The 14,690-nt window shown below is 67.7% G+C and carries 13 protein-coding genes; 7 read left to right on the forward strand and 6 right to left on the reverse strand.

From position 1 onward, the window contains the following. Window positions 1-23: 23 nt before the first annotated feature. Together G6N25_RS14930 and G6N25_RS14935 are read right to left on the reverse strand one after the other, a co-directional pair. Window positions 24-1,496 (reverse strand): sugar transferase, encoded by a 1,473-nt coding sequence (locus tag G6N25_RS14930; RefSeq protein WP_083073600.1) that lies wholly within the window; start codon window positions 1,494-1,496, stop codon window positions 24-26. Window positions 1,497-1,674: 178 nt separating this feature from the next. Beyond that, a complete protein-coding gene (locus G6N25_RS14935; RefSeq protein ID WP_083073599.1) occupies window positions 1,675-3,087 on the reverse strand; it encodes a PPE family protein in 1,413 nt (470 codons plus the stop codon). A gap of 490 nt (window positions 3,088-3,577) precedes the next feature. Here G6N25_RS14935 and G6N25_RS14940 point away from each other — a divergent pair, with 490 nt between their 5' ends. Both G6N25_RS14940 and G6N25_RS14945 read left to right on the forward strand, forming a co-directional pair. Further along, window positions 3,578-4,255: a TetR/AcrR family transcriptional regulator gene (locus G6N25_RS14940; protein ID WP_083073598.1), complete on the forward strand. Its 678-nt coding sequence runs from the start codon at window positions 3,578-3,580 to the stop codon at window positions 4,253-4,255. 140 nt (window positions 4,256-4,395) lie between these two features. Next, window positions 4,396-5,103 (forward strand): TetR/AcrR family transcriptional regulator, encoded by a 708-nt coding sequence (locus tag G6N25_RS14945; protein ID WP_083073597.1) that lies wholly within the window; start codon window positions 4,396-4,398, stop codon window positions 5,101-5,103. A 157-nt stretch (window positions 5,104-5,260) separates the two neighbouring features. Here G6N25_RS14945 and G6N25_RS14950 read toward each other — a convergent pair whose 3' ends face one another. Together G6N25_RS14950 and metG are read right to left on the reverse strand one after the other, a co-directional pair. Then, the gene (locus G6N25_RS14950) at window positions 5,261-5,623 is read right to left on the reverse strand and encodes a PAS domain S-box protein (RefSeq protein ID WP_083073596.1); all 363 of its coding nucleotides are present in this window, start codon (window positions 5,621-5,623) and stop codon (window positions 5,261-5,263) included. Between the two features lie 153 nt (window positions 5,624-5,776). Then, entirely contained in the window at window positions 5,777-7,333 is a 1,557-nt protein-coding gene (metG, locus tag G6N25_RS14955; RefSeq protein ID WP_083073595.1) for a methionine--tRNA ligase, read from the reverse strand. Window positions 7,334-7,351: 18 nt separating this feature from the next. On the opposite strand from metG, the gene G6N25_RS14960 reads away from it, so the two are divergent. The 5 genes from G6N25_RS14960 to G6N25_RS14980 all read left to right on the forward strand — a co-directional run bounded on the left by G6N25_RS14960 (window position 7,352) and on the right by G6N25_RS14980 (window position 13,273). After that, entirely contained in the window at window positions 7,352-8,206 is an 855-nt protein-coding gene (locus G6N25_RS14960) for a TatD family hydrolase (RefSeq protein ID WP_083073594.1), read from the forward strand. Between the two features lie 159 nt (window positions 8,207-8,365). Further along, complete coding sequence (locus tag G6N25_RS14965; RefSeq protein ID WP_197745679.1) at window positions 8,366-9,493, forward strand: resuscitation-promoting factor; 1,128 nt, start codon at window positions 8,366-8,368, stop codon at window positions 9,491-9,493. Beyond that, entirely contained in the window at window positions 9,457-10,398 is a 942-nt protein-coding gene (rsmA, locus tag G6N25_RS14970; protein WP_083073592.1) for a 16S rRNA (adenine(1518)-N(6)/adenine(1519)-N(6))-dimethyltransferase RsmA, read from the forward strand. The genes G6N25_RS14965 and rsmA overlap by 37 nt, the downstream gene beginning before the upstream one ends. Before the next feature lie 13 nt (window positions 10,399-10,411). Continuing rightward, complete coding sequence (locus G6N25_RS14975; RefSeq protein ID WP_179961724.1) at window positions 10,412-11,371, forward strand: 4-(cytidine 5'-diphospho)-2-C-methyl-D-erythritol kinase; 960 nt, start codon at window positions 10,412-10,414, stop codon at window positions 11,369-11,371. A gap of 267 nt (window positions 11,372-11,638) precedes the next feature. Next, window positions 11,639-13,273, forward strand: coding sequence for a fatty acyl-AMP ligase (locus G6N25_RS14980; RefSeq protein ID WP_083073590.1), 1,635 nt, complete (start codon window positions 11,639-11,641; stop codon window positions 13,271-13,273). A 94-nt stretch (window positions 13,274-13,367) separates the two neighbouring features. Here the strand turns inward: G6N25_RS14980 and pth are convergent, their stop codons facing one another. Continuing rightward, on the reverse strand, window positions 13,368-13,943 hold the full coding sequence (pth, locus tag G6N25_RS14985) for an aminoacyl-tRNA hydrolase (RefSeq protein ID WP_083073589.1): 576 nt from the start codon (window positions 13,941-13,943) through the stop codon (window positions 13,368-13,370). 12 nt (window positions 13,944-13,955) lie between these two features. After that, window positions 13,956-14,612: a 50S ribosomal protein L25/general stress protein Ctc gene (locus G6N25_RS14990; RefSeq protein WP_083073588.1), complete on the reverse strand. Its 657-nt coding sequence runs from the start codon at window positions 14,610-14,612 to the stop codon at window positions 13,956-13,958. Window positions 14,613-14,690 lie beyond the last annotated feature (78 nt).

Genomic DNA, 14,690 nt, shown 5'->3' on the forward strand with positions numbered 1-14,690 from the left:
AGACGACGCATCGCCCAGACCGGCTAATATGCTCCCTGACGGGAAAATACGGCCTTTATGGTCTTGAGGATGATGACCAAATCACCTGCCATGGACCAGTTTTCGACATAGGAAAGGTCGATTCGAACGGAGTCTTCCCAACTCAAGTCGGAACGACCGCTGACCTGCCACGCCCCCGTGACTCCTGGCTTGACCAAAAGCCTTCGTCTGGCGTATGTTTCCACGTCCTGTTGCTGCAGCGGCCGCTGCAGCGGCAGCCAGGGCCGTGGGCCGACGACGCTCATATCATTCTTGAGCACATTGATAAACTGCGGGAGTTCGTCGATGCTGTATCGGCGTAGCACCCTCCCGACCGGCGTAATCCGGGGATCGTCGCGCATTTTGAACAGGACCGCCCCCGGGCTTTCGTGTCCAACGGCCAACATATACAGCTGAGCGTCAGCGTCTTCGACCATCGTGCGCAGCTTCAACATCCTGAACGGTTTACGATCCAGCCCGAGTCGGTCCGCGACGTAGAAGACCGGTCCCCGGCTGGAGAGCTTTATCGCGATCGCTGCGCAGACGAGAATAGGCGCTGTCGCCACGAGCGCGGCCAGCGCGAAAAAGAAGTCGAACGTGCGCTTTTGGAACCGGTTGGCACCTTCATACTGAGGCTTCTCAACGTGAATGAGCGGATAGCCAGACACCGGGCGCATCGTCAGCCGCTGGCCGGCGATATCGATCACACCGGGGGAGACGACCAGATCGACGTCCATCGCTTCGAGTTGCCACACCAGCCGGCGAATCCCATCCACACCGAAGTGCTCGGTGCCGGTGATCGCTACGGTATCGGCGCCGTATTCCTCGATCGCACCCAGCGCGGCGACCTCGTCGCCCAGGATGGGTATCGCGTCGCCGTTGACGACGATCGCTTCACCCTTAGGCGCTCCATAGCCGGGCACTCCGACCCCGACGATCCGGTAGCCGTTGGCCGGTTCACGCATGAGCTCGCGAGCAAGCACAGACACCGCCTGCTTGTCGCCGATGGCCAAAACCGAAGTTTGACAGCGACCTTGGGCGCGTTCGCGTGCCAACTGTCTGTTCCAGAAATGTCGGCCCAACAGTAGGCCTAACGTTCCCAACGGAAATGCGACGGCCAGATAGCCGCGGGTGATTTCAAGCTTGAGCAGAAGCGCCACGATGGCGATGACGCCGAAGGTCCAAAAGGAGGCACTGACGACTTGCCTGTACTCATCGATGCCGCTACCGATCACTCGAGGTGAGCGGGTCCGGAACATCGAAAGAGCGAACATCCATAGCAGCGTGAAGAGTACCGAGAAGGCGGTTAGCGACTTGGCGGCCCCGCCTTCGTGCAATGGCCCTCCGAACCGGATGAACTGGGCCAAGAACACGGCCCCGGCAATGACCACGATGTCGGTGGTGAGCAGCCTCGGCGCGTAGATCGTTTCCCATCGCGCGCGAGGCCTTAAGTCGTCGGCGGTCGTCACGGTGCCCATGGCCTTGCTGTGGTCTCCACCCAGCTACGCGGCAATGTTCCGCGGGGACGACCACATCCGGTGGGCCGCCCGCATTTGATGCGGGTCGGACATACAAGCTGCGGTCACCTGAATGCCTCCTTGCGAATGGTCGTCTGAAAACTGCGTTTGCTGTGACGCGAACGAAGAGCGCATCCCGTCACTTCTCGACCGGCGCATGTCCGTTGGTTGGCACGTAGCCTGGCGCATGCCCATTGGCCGGTGCGTAGCCCGGCGCATGCCCATTGGCCGGCACATACACGATGGTCGGTATGTATCCGGGGGGTGGCGTGAGGGCGGCCGGCCCCGGATATGCCACCTGCGGCGGGGATTTCGAAGCGGGCGCGTACCCGGCTTCCGGCGAGCGCGACACCGCGGTGAGGCGCGGCCCGTATTTCGCGGCAACTGCGCCGCCGACCGCGCCGCCCACGGCGCCCGCCGCGGCGGCCCGTGGGAGCCCGGCCGGCATGAGCGGTATGCCAGCTGCCAGTGGTAGCCCATTCGCGGCCAGATTGACACCCGTCAACGGCGCCGCCATTGGCACTGCACCCAGCATCGGCGCGTACGCTGACGCGGCCCAACCCCAACTTGCCGGGACCGTCAAGCCGCCGACTGCGGCCGCTTGACCCAGGCCCGCCAAAGGGCCCAAGCCCCCAGCGAACCCGGACCCAAGCGCGGCCTGGGCCGCCGCGGCACCCTCGGCCAAGGGCGCGGCGGCGGCGGCGCCCATGTTCATAAAGGGCACGAAGACGGCGGGATTCATCAGGGGCGCTATTGCGTCGAGTCCCGTAAAAATGACAGCAAACCCCGCCAGGTTGGCGTACGAGGCAACAATGCTTTCCGCGAGACCGCCCATCGAAAAGCCGGACGATGACAACGTGGACGAAAGCCCGCCCAGAGACCCGGTGGTGACCGCTGCCGCGGAGGTGGGCGATGCGAGTGCCTGCAGCGTGCTGGGTATGGAGGACATAATTCCTGCCAGCGACGACTGCACCGCTCCCGAGATTTCGTGTGCTAGCGCGGCGGTCTGGACGGCCAGTCCGGCCGGGTTGGTGACCTCCGGCGCTGTGGTGAACTGTGTCATCGTGGTGGCGGCCGCCGAATTCGCGGCGTACTGATACATCGCCACGGCGTCCTGCGCCCACATCTCGGCGTATTCGGCTTCGTTAGCCGCGATCGCCGCCGTATTCTGGCCGAGAAAATTGGTGGCGACCAGCGACGCGAGTTGAACCCGGTTGGCGGTGACCGCCGGTGGAGGCACGGTCATCGCGAAGGCGGCTTCGAACGCCTCCACGGCAAGCCTGGCCTGACCGGCCGTCTCCGCCGCCCGCGCGGCGACTCCGGCCGTCCATGCCATGTATGGACCGAACGCGGACGCCATGGCCAGCGACGAGGAACCCATCCACCGTCCGGTGGTCAACCCCGCGATCACCGATCGGTAAGAGCTTGCGGCGGAATGCAATTCGGAGGCCAAATTGTCCCAGGCCGTCGCGGCGGCTGACATCGAGCCGGGGCCAGGACCGGCATACATCCTCGCGGAGTTGATCTCCGGGGGGAAGGCGCCAAAGTCCATCGCGTGAAACCGCTGCGCGTCAGCTGGCCGCGACCGCGGCGTATGAGCCTGCGCCGGCTGAAGCATTCACCGTCGGCGCCGGTGCGGCGCCGGACGCGGACGCGACCGGTCCGATCGGGGAGGAGGCCCCAGTCGTGCGCCCCGTGGTGATGGCACAACCGATGGCCTGTGGTGTTCCAATCGGTGCCGAACGATACTCCAGTATCAGCATGGGCGGTATTCTACATACTTTTAATACGGAAAATCGGCCATTCTGGTGATGTCAGGTATTTCACATTCCGGGTCGATGCCGACCTCGACACGGACACCCGCACAGGGCCATGCCCGCGTTGACGCAGTAGTCTCCGTGAATGCACTATCGCGCTGGGCTGCCCATGCCTCGCGCCGGTGGGCTCCCGCTGCCGGTTGTGGGCAGGGTGAAATTAGCTGTAGCGACGCCGCGCCGCGATCGCGGTTACCCAATGCGAGGCAAAAGGGCCCTTCAGGTCCGATGAAGAACCCTCCGACCGGCGGACGAGCGGATACCACTCGGAGACAGATTCTGCGTGCGGCGGCCCACCAATTCGCTCAACGCGCCTACCACGACGTCGGCCTCGACGACATTCTCGCCGAGGCCGAACTCACCAAGGGCGCAATGTATTTCCACTTTCGCTCGAAGCACGCGCTGGCGATGGCGATCATCGACGAACAGATCGTCACCAGCAACGTCGCGTTCCAGGAGCTGTTGGCGCGAAAGCTTTCGGGCCTGGAAACTCTCGTCGACTCCTCCTTCCTGGTCGCCGTCCTGGACATCAACCAGGATCTGACGAGGGCGGCGATGCATCTGGTGGAGGCGGTCGGGCGGGTGGAAGAGCTACACGCGAAGCTGTTGGGCGGCTGGATCGAAGCCCTCGCCGGTGTCGTCCGGGACGCGATCGCCGAGGGTGATCTCGCCGAGCGGTGCGATCCGCAGGACGTCGCACGCCTCATCGTGTCGGTCTATATGGGGCTGCGGCAGACCAGCAACCTGGACGATCCGGAGCGCTTCCTTCGCGACCTGGAGAGCAGCTGGTGCCTGCTGCTGACCGGAATCCTGCAACCGGACCGAACCGACTACTTCAGGCAGTTCATCAGCCGGCGCACGGCACTCGCGATCAGCGCCACGTCCGGCCATTCGACTTCCGATTGACGCCGACCTGGAAGAATGGCGGCGAACGATCGGAACCTCGGTAGTGGCAGTTGTTTAGGCTTGACCCCCTGCCCTGGAAGCATGAGAGGCCGAGGCGCGGAATCCGATCCGATCGACCGAACTCCGGAGGTGCAGGGGCGATGGCTCGCCAGGTTCGATCCGAGGTAACCCGGCGAAAGATCATCGATGCCGCGGTCGACGTCTTCGACGAGGTCGGGTACACGGGCGCCGGATGGGGCACGATCGTCGAGCGCACGGGGATGACCAAGGGCGCCCTGTACCACCACTTCGAAGCGAAGGAACCGCTGGCCGCCGTCATCATCGGCGAAGGCTCCGACACCCTCCTCGCCGCCTTTCGCAACGCGTGCGGATCGGCTTCGCCCGCGCTCGAGAACATGGTCCATGGCACGTTCGCGGTCGCGCACATGCTCGGCTCGGACAAGTTGGCCCGCACGGCCGAGCAACTGGCCGCCGCCCTGAGCGGGTTCAACGAAGCCGCCGCCCGCTTCTACGCGACATTGGTGGCGGAAATGGCCGCCGAGGCCCGGCGCGCAATCGCCGAAGGAGACCTCCGGGACGATCTGGATCCGGACGTTGTCAGCGAGTCGCTCGTCGGCACCATCTTCGGGATGCGGTTGCTGTCCAACGCGGCATCCGACCATCGCATCAACGGAGGCATCGCCGACGACCTCACCGGGCGCTTGAGTCAGATATGGGAATTTCTGCTTCCCGGCATCGCATCGGAAGCGTCGCTGCCCTATTTCCGGCAATTCCTTTACCGCGAATCGATCCGCCACGCCCGTGCCGCCGCCGCGCGTCAGGCCGTTGCGATGCCAGAAACCGGCTAGTTCGCGTGTTGTCCAGTTCCTCGGCAAGGTTCTGTCCGCCAGTGAGCGACAGCCACCGCTTTTGTCGCGCGTAGGTGGGCACATCGGTGTATGCCGACCGGCCAGTGACCGATGTGACACCTGGGGATTGACGCCCGACCCGACGTGAACACTAAAGCTAGCGCTCGTCCTGCCAGAGTCGCTCGGTCAGATCCTGGAACACGGCCAGGGCGAATTGATCGTCCGCCCGCATCGCCGCCGACTTGCTCATCAGGGCGCGCACGAGCGAGCCGTCCCTGTGCGCCAATTCGACGACCATGTTGGCGAGGGCGTGGACGACCGACAAGAGGGACTCTGAGGCCGGGGCCTGATGGAAGATTTGGTGGAATCGCAGCGACAAGACCTCGTCCGGTTCGTAGCCCACCATGTCGGCAAATGCGGTGTTGGTGAACAAGATGCTGCCGTCGTGCCCGATTGCCAGCACGGGAACCGGGATCCGCTCCAGCGCAACCAGGGCGGGCAGCTGCTGCAAGGTCGTCATCGGCGACTGGCTGTCTTGCCGATTACGTCGTCGGTCCACGGGCCGATTATGGCCCATACCAGACGCCATTCCGGATGCTTTTCCCAATGTGGGCGACGCCGCAGCGGAATCGGAGTCGGTCAGCCGTCTGGAGCCGTGTTCGGGCGGGGGCCCTTACTCGACCTCGGTGGACGGCGGCTGGTAGCGCGGAAACACACCCGTGGGCGGCGGCAGCGCCGTGCCCGGGGCCAGCCGCGCGCCGATGGCGGTGAAGGCCCGTCGGTCCTCCGGCTGGCCGAGCAGGTCCAGCAGCCTGCCGGCCGACTCCGGCATGACGGGCTGGACCAGCAGCGCCGCGATACGCACCGCCTCGCACGTCGTATAGAGAACGGTACGGAACCTCGCCTGGTCCGCCTCGGACTCGCTTTTGCGCAAGACCCACGGCTGCTGCGCGGAAAAGTACCTGTTCGCCTCGCCGAGCATCAGCCAGATCGCCTCGAGCGCCAGGTGCATCGCCTGCGCGTCGAAGGCGCCGCGCACCCGTTCCATCAGCCCATCCGCCGCCGCCAGCAGCTCGTTGTCGGCGGCGGTCAACTCGCCGGGTTCGGGCACCACCCCGCCCAGGTTCTTGGCCACCATCGACAGCGACCGCTGCGCCAGGTTGCCGAGCTCGTTGGCCAGGTCGGTGTTGATCCGGGTGACGATCGCCTCTTCGCTGTAGCTGCCGTCCTGGCCGAAGGGCACCTCACGCAACAGGAAGTAGCGCACCTGGTCCAGGCCGAACGTATCGACCAGGGCCTCGGGGGCGACGATGTTGCCCACCGACTTGCTCATCTTCGCTCCGCGGTTCAGCAGAAACCCGTGCGCGAAAACCCTTCGCGGCAGCTCGATTCCCGCCGACATCAAAAACGCCGGCCAGTACACGGCGTGGAACCGGATGATGTCCTTGCCGATCATGTGCAGATCGGCGGGCCAGTAGCGGCGGAACAACTCCGAATCGGTATCGGGATAGCCCGCACCGGTCAGGTAGTTGGTCAGCGCGTCGACCCAGACGTACATGACGTGATCGGGGTGCTCGGGCACCTGCACCCCCCAGTCGAACGAGGTCCTCGAGATCGACAGGTCGCGCAGCCCGCCGGAGACGAAGCTGACCACCTCGTTGCGCCGCACCTCGGGGGCGATGAAGTCGGGATTCGCCTCGTAGTGGGCCAGCAGCTTGTCGGCATAGGCCGACAGCCGGAAGAAATAGGTCCGTTCCTCGGTCCAGGTCACCGGGGTGCCGGTTTCGATGGCGATCCGCGTCCCGTCCACCAGCGCGGTCTCCGATTCGACGAAGAACCGCTCGTCGCGCACCGAGTACCAGCCCGAGTAGGCGTCCAGGTAGATGTCACCCGCCGCCGTCATCCGCCGCCAGATCTCCTTGGACGCCTCGTGGTGGTCGGCGTCGGTGGTGCGGATGAATCGGTCGAAGGAGATGTTCAGCCTCTCCTGCAGGCGCTGGAACACGTCGGAATTGCGGCGGGCCAGTTCGGCGGTGGGCAGCCCCTCGGCGGCGGCGGCCTGCGCGACCTTGAGGCCGTGCTCGTCGGTCCCGGTCAGGAACCGCACGTCGAATCCGTCGAGCCGCTTGAACCGCGCGATCGCGTCGGTGGCGATGTACTCGTAGGCGTGCCCCAGGTGCGGCGCGGCGTTGGGATACGTGATCGCGGTCGTGACGTAATACGGCTTCATCGAGACTCACCCTATTGTGTGGCCGTGACCTCCAACCGCTCCGGTGAACGAGAAGCGCCACCCCCGCCCGAGCCGTTGGCGCCCCTCGTCGACGCCCACACCCACCTGGACGCCTGCGGGGCGCGCGACGCCGAGGGGGTGCGGGCCATCGTCGACCGCGCCGCGGCGGTGGGAGTCGGCGCGGTGGTCACCGTCGCCGACGACCTGGACTCCGCGCGCTGGGTGACGCGGGCCGCCGAATGGGATCCGCGCGTCTACGCCGCGGTGGCCTTGCACCCGACCCGCGCCGGCGCGCTGGACGACGCCGCCCGCGCCGAGATCGAGCGACTGGCCAACCACCCCCGGGCGGTGGCCGTCGGCGAGACCGGGATGGACCTCTACTGGCCGGGCCGTCTGGACGGCTGCGCGGAGCCGGCCGTGCAGCGGGAGGCCTTCGCCTGGCACATCGAGCTGGCCAAGCGGTGCGGCAAGCCGCTGATGATCCACAACCGGGAGGCCGACGCCGAGGTGCTCGACGTGCTGGCGGCCGAGGGCGCCCCCGACGTCGTGATCTTCCACTGCTTTTCGTCGGACGCCGCGATGGCCCGCCGCTGCGTGGACGCCGGGTGGGTGCTCAGCCTCTCGGGAACGGTGAGCTTCCGCAACGCCCGCGCCCTGCGGGAGGCCGTCCCGCTGATCCCGCCCGAGCAGCTTCTCGTGGAAACGGATGCGCCTTATTTGACGCCGCACCCCTACCGCGGGGCAGCGAACGAGCCGTACTGCCTTCCCTACACCGTTCGGGCGGTCGCTGAACTGCTGGATCGTAGTCCCGAAGAATTGGCGCGAATCACCACCAGCAACGCTCACCGGGTCTATGGGCCGGCTTTCGGGTAGCACCCCGCATCGATGATTTCTCCGACACCGTCGCGCCGGAGTTGCCCAACATTGGCCGGTTCGTTACCGTCTTGTGATCGAACGATGGGGCCCCCGGGCCCATTTGTCATTTTCTGCCGAGTAGTTCGTTGAGTGTTGCTGAGGTCGGGGTAGCGCGCGTTGAGTGTATTGACAAAACTTCATCAAACTCCATCACTGATGTTGCGCCTCGTAGTCGGAGGCTTGCTGTTGGTACTGGGATTCGCCGGCGGGCTGGCGATTTCCGCGTCCAAGACGGTGACGTTGACGGTCGACGGAATCGCGATGCGGGTGACGACCATGAAGGCGCGGGTGATCGACGTCGTCCAGGAGAACGGCTTCTCCGTCGACGAGCGCGACGACCTTTACCCCGCCGCCGATGTGGCGGTCCACGACGCGGCCAGCATCGTGTTGCGGCGCAGCCGGCCGTTGCAGATCTCGCTGGACGGCCACGACGCCAAGCAGGTCTGGACGACGGCGTCCACCGTGGACGAGGCGCTGGCCCAACTCGCGATGACCGACACCGCCCCGGCCGCGGCGTCTCGCGGCAGCCGCGTTCCGCTGGCCGGGATGGCGCTGCCGGTGGTGAGCGCCAAGACGGTCCAGCTCAATGACGGCGGCGCGGTGCGCACCGTGCACCTGGCGGCGCCGAACGTCGCGGGGCTGCTGACCGCGGCCGGCGCGCCCCTACTCGAGAGCGACCAGGCGGTGCCCAGCGCGACGTCCCCGATCGTCGACGGAATGCAAATCCAGGTGACCCGCAACCGCATTCAGCGGGTCACCGAGCGGATTCCGCTGCCGCCGAACTCGCGTCGCATCGAGGACCCGGACATGAACATGAGCCGCCAGGTCGTCGAGGACCCGGGCAGCCCGGGCACGCAGGACGTGACGTTCGCGGTGGCCACGGTCAACGGCGTCGAGACCGGCCGGCTGCCCGTCGCCAACACCGTGATCACGCCGGCCCGTGAAGCCGTCGTGCGGGTGGGCATCAAGCCCGGCACCGACGTGCCCCCGGTGAACAACGGATCCATCTGGGACGCCATCGCGGGCTGTGAGGCCGGCGGGAACTGGGCGATCAACACCGGCAACGGGTATTACGGGGGTGTGCAGTTCGACCAGGGCACCTGGGAGCGCAACGGCGGGCTGCGGTTCGCCCCGCGCGCCGACCTCGCCACCCGCGACGAGCAGATCGCCATCGCCGAAGTGACCCGGTCGCGCCAGGGTTGGGGCGCGTGGCCGGTGTGCAGCGGAAGAGCCGGTGCGAACTGACCATCCGGCTGCTCGGGCGCACCGAGATCAGGCGGCTGGCCAAAGAACTTGAATTCAGGCCACGAAAAGCCCTGGGCCAAAATTTCGTTCACGACGCCAACACGGTGCGGCGGGTGGTGTCGACCTCCGGGGTCGGCCGGTCCGACCACGTGCTGGAGGTCGGCCCGGGCCTCGGGTCGCTCACGCTGGCGCTGCTCGACCGCGGCGCCACCGTCACCGCCGTGGAGATCGACCCCGCGTTGGCCGGCCTCCTGCCGCGGACCGTCGCCGAGCACTCGCATAGCGAAATCCACCGGCTGACGGTGCTCAACCGCGACGTGCTGACCCTTCGCCACGACGAGGTGGCCGCCGAGCCGACCGCCTTAGTCGCCAACCTGCCGTACAACGTCGCGGTGCCCGCGCTGTTGCATCTGCTCGCCGAATTTCCCTCCATTCGGGTCGTGACGGTGATGGTGCAGGCCGAGGTGGCCGAGCGGCTTGCCGCCGAGCCGGGCGGCAAGGACTACGGCGTGCCCAGCGTCAAGGTCCGCTTCTTCGGGGCGGTTCGCCGCTGTGGCATGGTTTCGCCGACCGTCTTCTGGCCGATTCCCCGCGTGTATTCCGGGCTGATCCGCATCGACCGGTACGCGACCTCGCCGTGGCCGACCGACGAAACCTTCCGGCGGGGCGTGTTCGAACTCGTGGACATCGCGTTCGCCCAGCGGCGCAAGACGTCTCGCAATGCGTTCGCCGAGTGGGCCGGCTCGGGCAACGAGTCGGCGAATCGATTGCTGGCCGCCAGCATCGACCCGGCCCGTCGCGGCGAGACGCTGTCCGTCGACGACTTCGTGCGGCTGTTGCGCCGTTCCGGCCCCGGCTCCGGCTCCGGCTCCGGCGACACGCTGCCGCACGCGTCAGCGAGTTAGTCTGCTGCGGTGGCTGACGATGTCTGATGGCAGCACCGCCGCGCAGTGGGTGCCCACCGGGTCCGTCACCGTCCAGGCGCCCGGAAAGGTCAACCTGTACCTGGCGGTCGGCGATCGCCGCGACGACGGCTACCACGAGCTGACGACGGTGTTCCAGGCCGTCTCGCTGGTCGACGAGGTGACGGTCCGCAACGCCGACCTGCTCTCGCTCGAGCTGGCCGGCGAGGGCGCCGGCAAGCTGCCGAGCGACGGACGCAACCTCGCCTGGCGGGCCGCCGAGCTGATGGCCGAACACGTCGGCCGCGCGCCCGACGTCTCGATCACGATCGACAAGTCCATTCCGGTGGCCGGCGGCATGGCGGGCGGCAGCGCGGACGCCGCGGCCGTGCTGGTCGCGATGAACTCCCTGTGGGAGCTCAACGTGCCGCGCCGCGATCTGCGCATGCTCGCCGCGCGGCTCGGCAGCGATGTGCCGTTCGCCCTGCACGGCGGCACCGCGTTGGGAACCGGTCGCGGCGAGGAGCTGGCGACCGTGTTGTCCCGCAACAGCTTTCACTGGGTGCTGGCGTTCGCCGACGGCGGGCTGCTCACCCCGGCGGTGTTCGTCGAGCTGGACCGGCTGCGGGAGGCCGGGGATCCGCCGCGACTCGCCGAACCCGGACCGGTGCTGGCGGCCCTGGCGGCGGGCGACCCGGAGCAGCTGGCGCCGCTGCTGGGCAACGAGATGCAGGCGGCCGCGCTGAGCCTGGACCCCACCCTGAGGCGCGCTCTGCGCGCCGGTGTGGAGGCCGGCGCCCTGGCGGGCATCGTGTCCGGCTCGGGGCCGACGTGCGCCTTCCTGTGCAGCTCGGCGGACTCGGCGGTCGACGTCGGTATCCAGCTGTCGGGGGCGGGCGTCTGCCGCACCGTCCGGGTCGTCAGCGGCCCGGTGGCGGGCGCCCGGGTGGTGCCGTCGCCGGTGAGCGAGGCCTGAACGGGGTGTGAAATCCAACTCACGTCGCGCCAGAGTTTGGCAGTTAGTTAAGAGGAGTTTAAGATGACTCGCGGTGACGAGCAGCGGTAAGCAGGACCACTCGATTTCGTCGTCCGCCGGGCATCCCGGCGGACCCGTTGGCTTATCACCGATTCGAGACCTAACCGCAGCCCAACTGTGCTCGCGCGCCTGCTGTAAAGCGGCGCCCGGCGGGCGGAACATGAGAATTCGGGCGGCGGCGACGGCGTCGGGACCGAGGAGGGTTTTGTGAGCAGGTTTACCGAGAAAATGTTCCACAATGCCCGCACCGCGACGACGGGCATGGTCACCGGTGAGCCACACGAACCCGTCCGCCACACCTGGGGCGAGGTCCACGAGCGGGCCCGTCGCATCGCGGGCGGTCTGGCCGCCGCGGGCATCGGCCTCGGCGACGCGGTCGGCGTGCTCGCCGGCTTCCCGGTGGAGATCGCCCCCACGGCGCAGGGCCTGTGGATGCGCGGGGCCAGCCTGACCATGCTGCACCAGCCCACGCCGCGAACCGACCTGGTCGTGTGGGCCGAGGACACGATGACCGTCATCGGCATGATCGAGGCCAAGGCCGTCATCGTCTCTGAGCCGTTCCTGGCGGCCATTCCCGTGCTCGAGGAGAAGGGCATCAGGGTCCTCACCATCGCCGACCTGCTGGCGGCCGACCCGATCGACCCCGTCGAGGTCGGCGAGGACGACCTGGCGCTGATGCAGCTGACGTCGGGGTCCACCGGATCCCCCAAGGCGGTCCAGATCACGCACCGCAACATCCACTCCAACGCCGAGGCGATGTTCATCGGCGCCCAGTACGACGTCGACAAGGACGTCATGGTCAGCTGGCTGCCCTGCTTCCACGACATGGGCATGGTCGGCTTCCTGACCATCCCGATGTACTTCGGCGCGGAGCTGGTCAAGGTCACGCCGATGGACTTCCTGCGCGACACGCTGCTGTGGGCCAAGCTCATCGACAAGTACAAGGGCACCATGACGGCGGCGCCCAACTTCGCCTACGCGCTGCTGGCCAAGCGGCTGCGCCGCCAGGCCAAGCCCGGCGACTTCGACCTGTCGACCCTGCGCTTCGCGCTGTCCGGCGCCGAGCCCGTCGAGCCCGCCGACGTCGAGGACCTGCTCGACGCGGGCAAGCCGTTCGGCCTGAAGCCCTCGGCGATCCTGCCGGCCTACGGCATGGCCGAGACGACGCTGGCCGTGTCGTTCTCGGAGTGCAACGCCGGGCTGGTCGTCGACGAGGTCGACGCCGACCTGCTGGCCGCCCTGCGCCGGGCGGTGCCCGCCACCAAGGGCAACACCCGCAGGCTGGCCACGCTGGGTCCGCTGCTGAGGGACCTCGAGGCCCGCGTCATCGACGACAACGGCAACGTGATGCCCGCGCGCGGCGTCGGCGTGATCGAGCTGCGCGGCGAGTCGCTGACGCCCGGCTATCTGACGATGGGCGGCTTCATCCCGGCCCAGGACGAACACGGCTGGTACGACACCGGTGACCTCGGCTACCGCACCGAGGAGGGCCACATCGTGGTCTGCGGCCGCGTCAAGGACGTCATCATCATGGCGGGCCGCAACATCTACCCCACCGACATCGAGCGGGCCGCCTGCCGCGTCGAGGGCGTCCGGCCCGGCTGCGCGGTGGCTGTGCGCCTTGACGCCGGGCATTCGCGCGAGAGTTTCGCCGTCGCGGTCGAGTCCAACGCCTGGCAGGACCCGGTCGAGGTGCGCCGCATCGAGCACCAGGTCGCCCACGAGGTGGTGGCCGAGGTCGACATGCGCCCGCGCAACGTCGTGGTGCTCGGCCCCGGGACCATTCCGAAGACGCCGTCGGGCAAGCTGCGGCGGTCCACCTCGGTGAGCCTGGTCAGCTAGCCCTCTACCTCTTGCCGCGAGCGTGCGCAGAATGACACCCTGCACCGGCGTGTCGTGTACAAACACGCACGCTCGCCGCGGGTGCGGGTGCGGGTTACCAGGCGTGGACGCGGTTCTGTGCGGTCTCTAGCCCCAACTCGATGAGCAGCTCGGTGGCGTCGGCGGCCTGCTCGCAGATCGTCGGGACTTCGGCGCGCTCGGCGGCCGTGAAGTTTTCCAGCACGAACGTCGCCGGGTCCTTGCGCCCGGGTGGACGGCCGATCCCGATCCGCACCCGCTGAAAGTCCTTGGTGCCCAGCGCGGCCGCCACCGAGCGCAGCCCGTTGTGGCCGCCTTCGCCGCCGCCGACCTTGAGCCGGATGCGACCGAAGTCGAGGTCCAGGTCGTCGTGGATCACGATGATGTCGGCCGGGGCGACCGAGTAGAACTTCGCCAGCGGCCCGACCTGGCGGCCGGACTCGTTCATGAAGCAGCGCGGCTTGGCCAACAGCACGGGGCGCCCGGCCAACCGGCCGCTGGCGACTTCGGCGCCGGAACGCTTGTGCGCCTTGAACTTCGAGCCCAGCCGCGCGGCGAGCAGGTCGGCAACCATGAACCCGAGGTTGTGCCGGGTGCGGGCGTAGGTGTCCCCGGGGTTGCCCAGGCCGACCACCAGGAGGGGTTCGGCCACGTCGGCGACCGCCTACTCGGACTCGTCGGCGGGGGTCTCGGGTTCGGCGGCCTCTGCCTCCGCCGCTTCGCCGGCCGCGGCGACCTCGCCCGCGCCCTCTTCCTCGAGGTCCGCGGCGGTCGGCGCGTTGACGACGTTGACCACCAGCAGCTCCGGGTCGGAGACCAGGCTCACGCCGCGAGGCAGCGTGATCTGCCCGGCGGTGAACTGGGTGCCGGGCGCGGCGCCTTCGACGGAGACGCTCAGCTGCTCGGGAATCGACAGGGCCTCGGCCTCGATCTCGATGGCGTTGGTCTCCTGGGTGACCAGGGTGTCGGGTCCGGCCTCGCCCTCGACGACGACGGTGACCTCCACGGTGACCTTCTCGCCGCGGCGCACGACCAGCAGGTCGGCGTGCTGGATGGTGCGGCGGATCGGGTGGATGTCGAGCGCCTTGGTCAGCGCGAGCTGCTCCTTGCCGGCGATGTCGAGGGTCAGCACCGCGTTGGTGCCCGCGTGGCGCAGCACCGCCGCGAAGTCGTGTCCGGGCAGTTCCAGGTGTTGCGGCTCGGCGCCGTGACCGTAGAGGACGGCGGGAATCTTGCCGTCGCGGCGGGCTCGCCGCGACGCGCCCTTACCGGTCTCGGTTCGCACCGTCGCGGTGAGTTGGTTGCCTGCGGATTTCGCCATGGTGTCGCTCCTGTGTGCTCGATGAGTCGGGGCACGGCAGGGTCGCGACAGTGTGTCGGTCTCCGTCGATCACGGTGC

The organism is Mycobacterium heidelbergense (assembly GCF_010730745.1).
GTDB lineage: Bacteria > Actinomycetota > Actinomycetes > Mycobacteriales > Mycobacteriaceae > Mycobacterium > Mycobacterium heidelbergense.

Coding starts and splice junctions, on each gene's coding strand:
- G6N25_RS14950 (WP_083073596.1), bottom strand. CDS start 5,623: ATGACGACCTTGCAGCAGCTGCCCGCCCTGGTTGCGCTGGAGCGGATC.
- G6N25_RS14945 (WP_083073597.1), top strand. CDS start 4,396: ATGGCTCGCCAGGTTCGATCCGAGGTAACCCGGCGAAAGATCATCGAT.
- G6N25_RS14930 (WP_083073600.1), bottom strand. CDS start 1,496: ATGGGCACCGTGACGACCGCCGACGACTTAAGGCCTCGCGCGCGATGG.
- G6N25_RS14990 (WP_083073588.1), bottom strand. CDS start 14,612: ATGGCGAAATCCGCAGGCAACCAACTCACCGCGACGGTGCGAACCGAG.
- G6N25_RS14935 (WP_083073599.1), bottom strand. CDS start 3,087: ATGGACTTTGGCGCCTTCCCCCCGGAGATCAACTCCGCGAGGATGTAT.
- G6N25_RS14940 (WP_083073598.1), top strand. CDS start 3,578: ATGAAGAACCCTCCGACCGGCGGACGAGCGGATACCACTCGGAGACAG.
- metG (WP_083073595.1), bottom strand. CDS start 7,333: ATGAAGCCGTATTACGTCACGACCGCGATCACGTATCCCAACGCCGCG.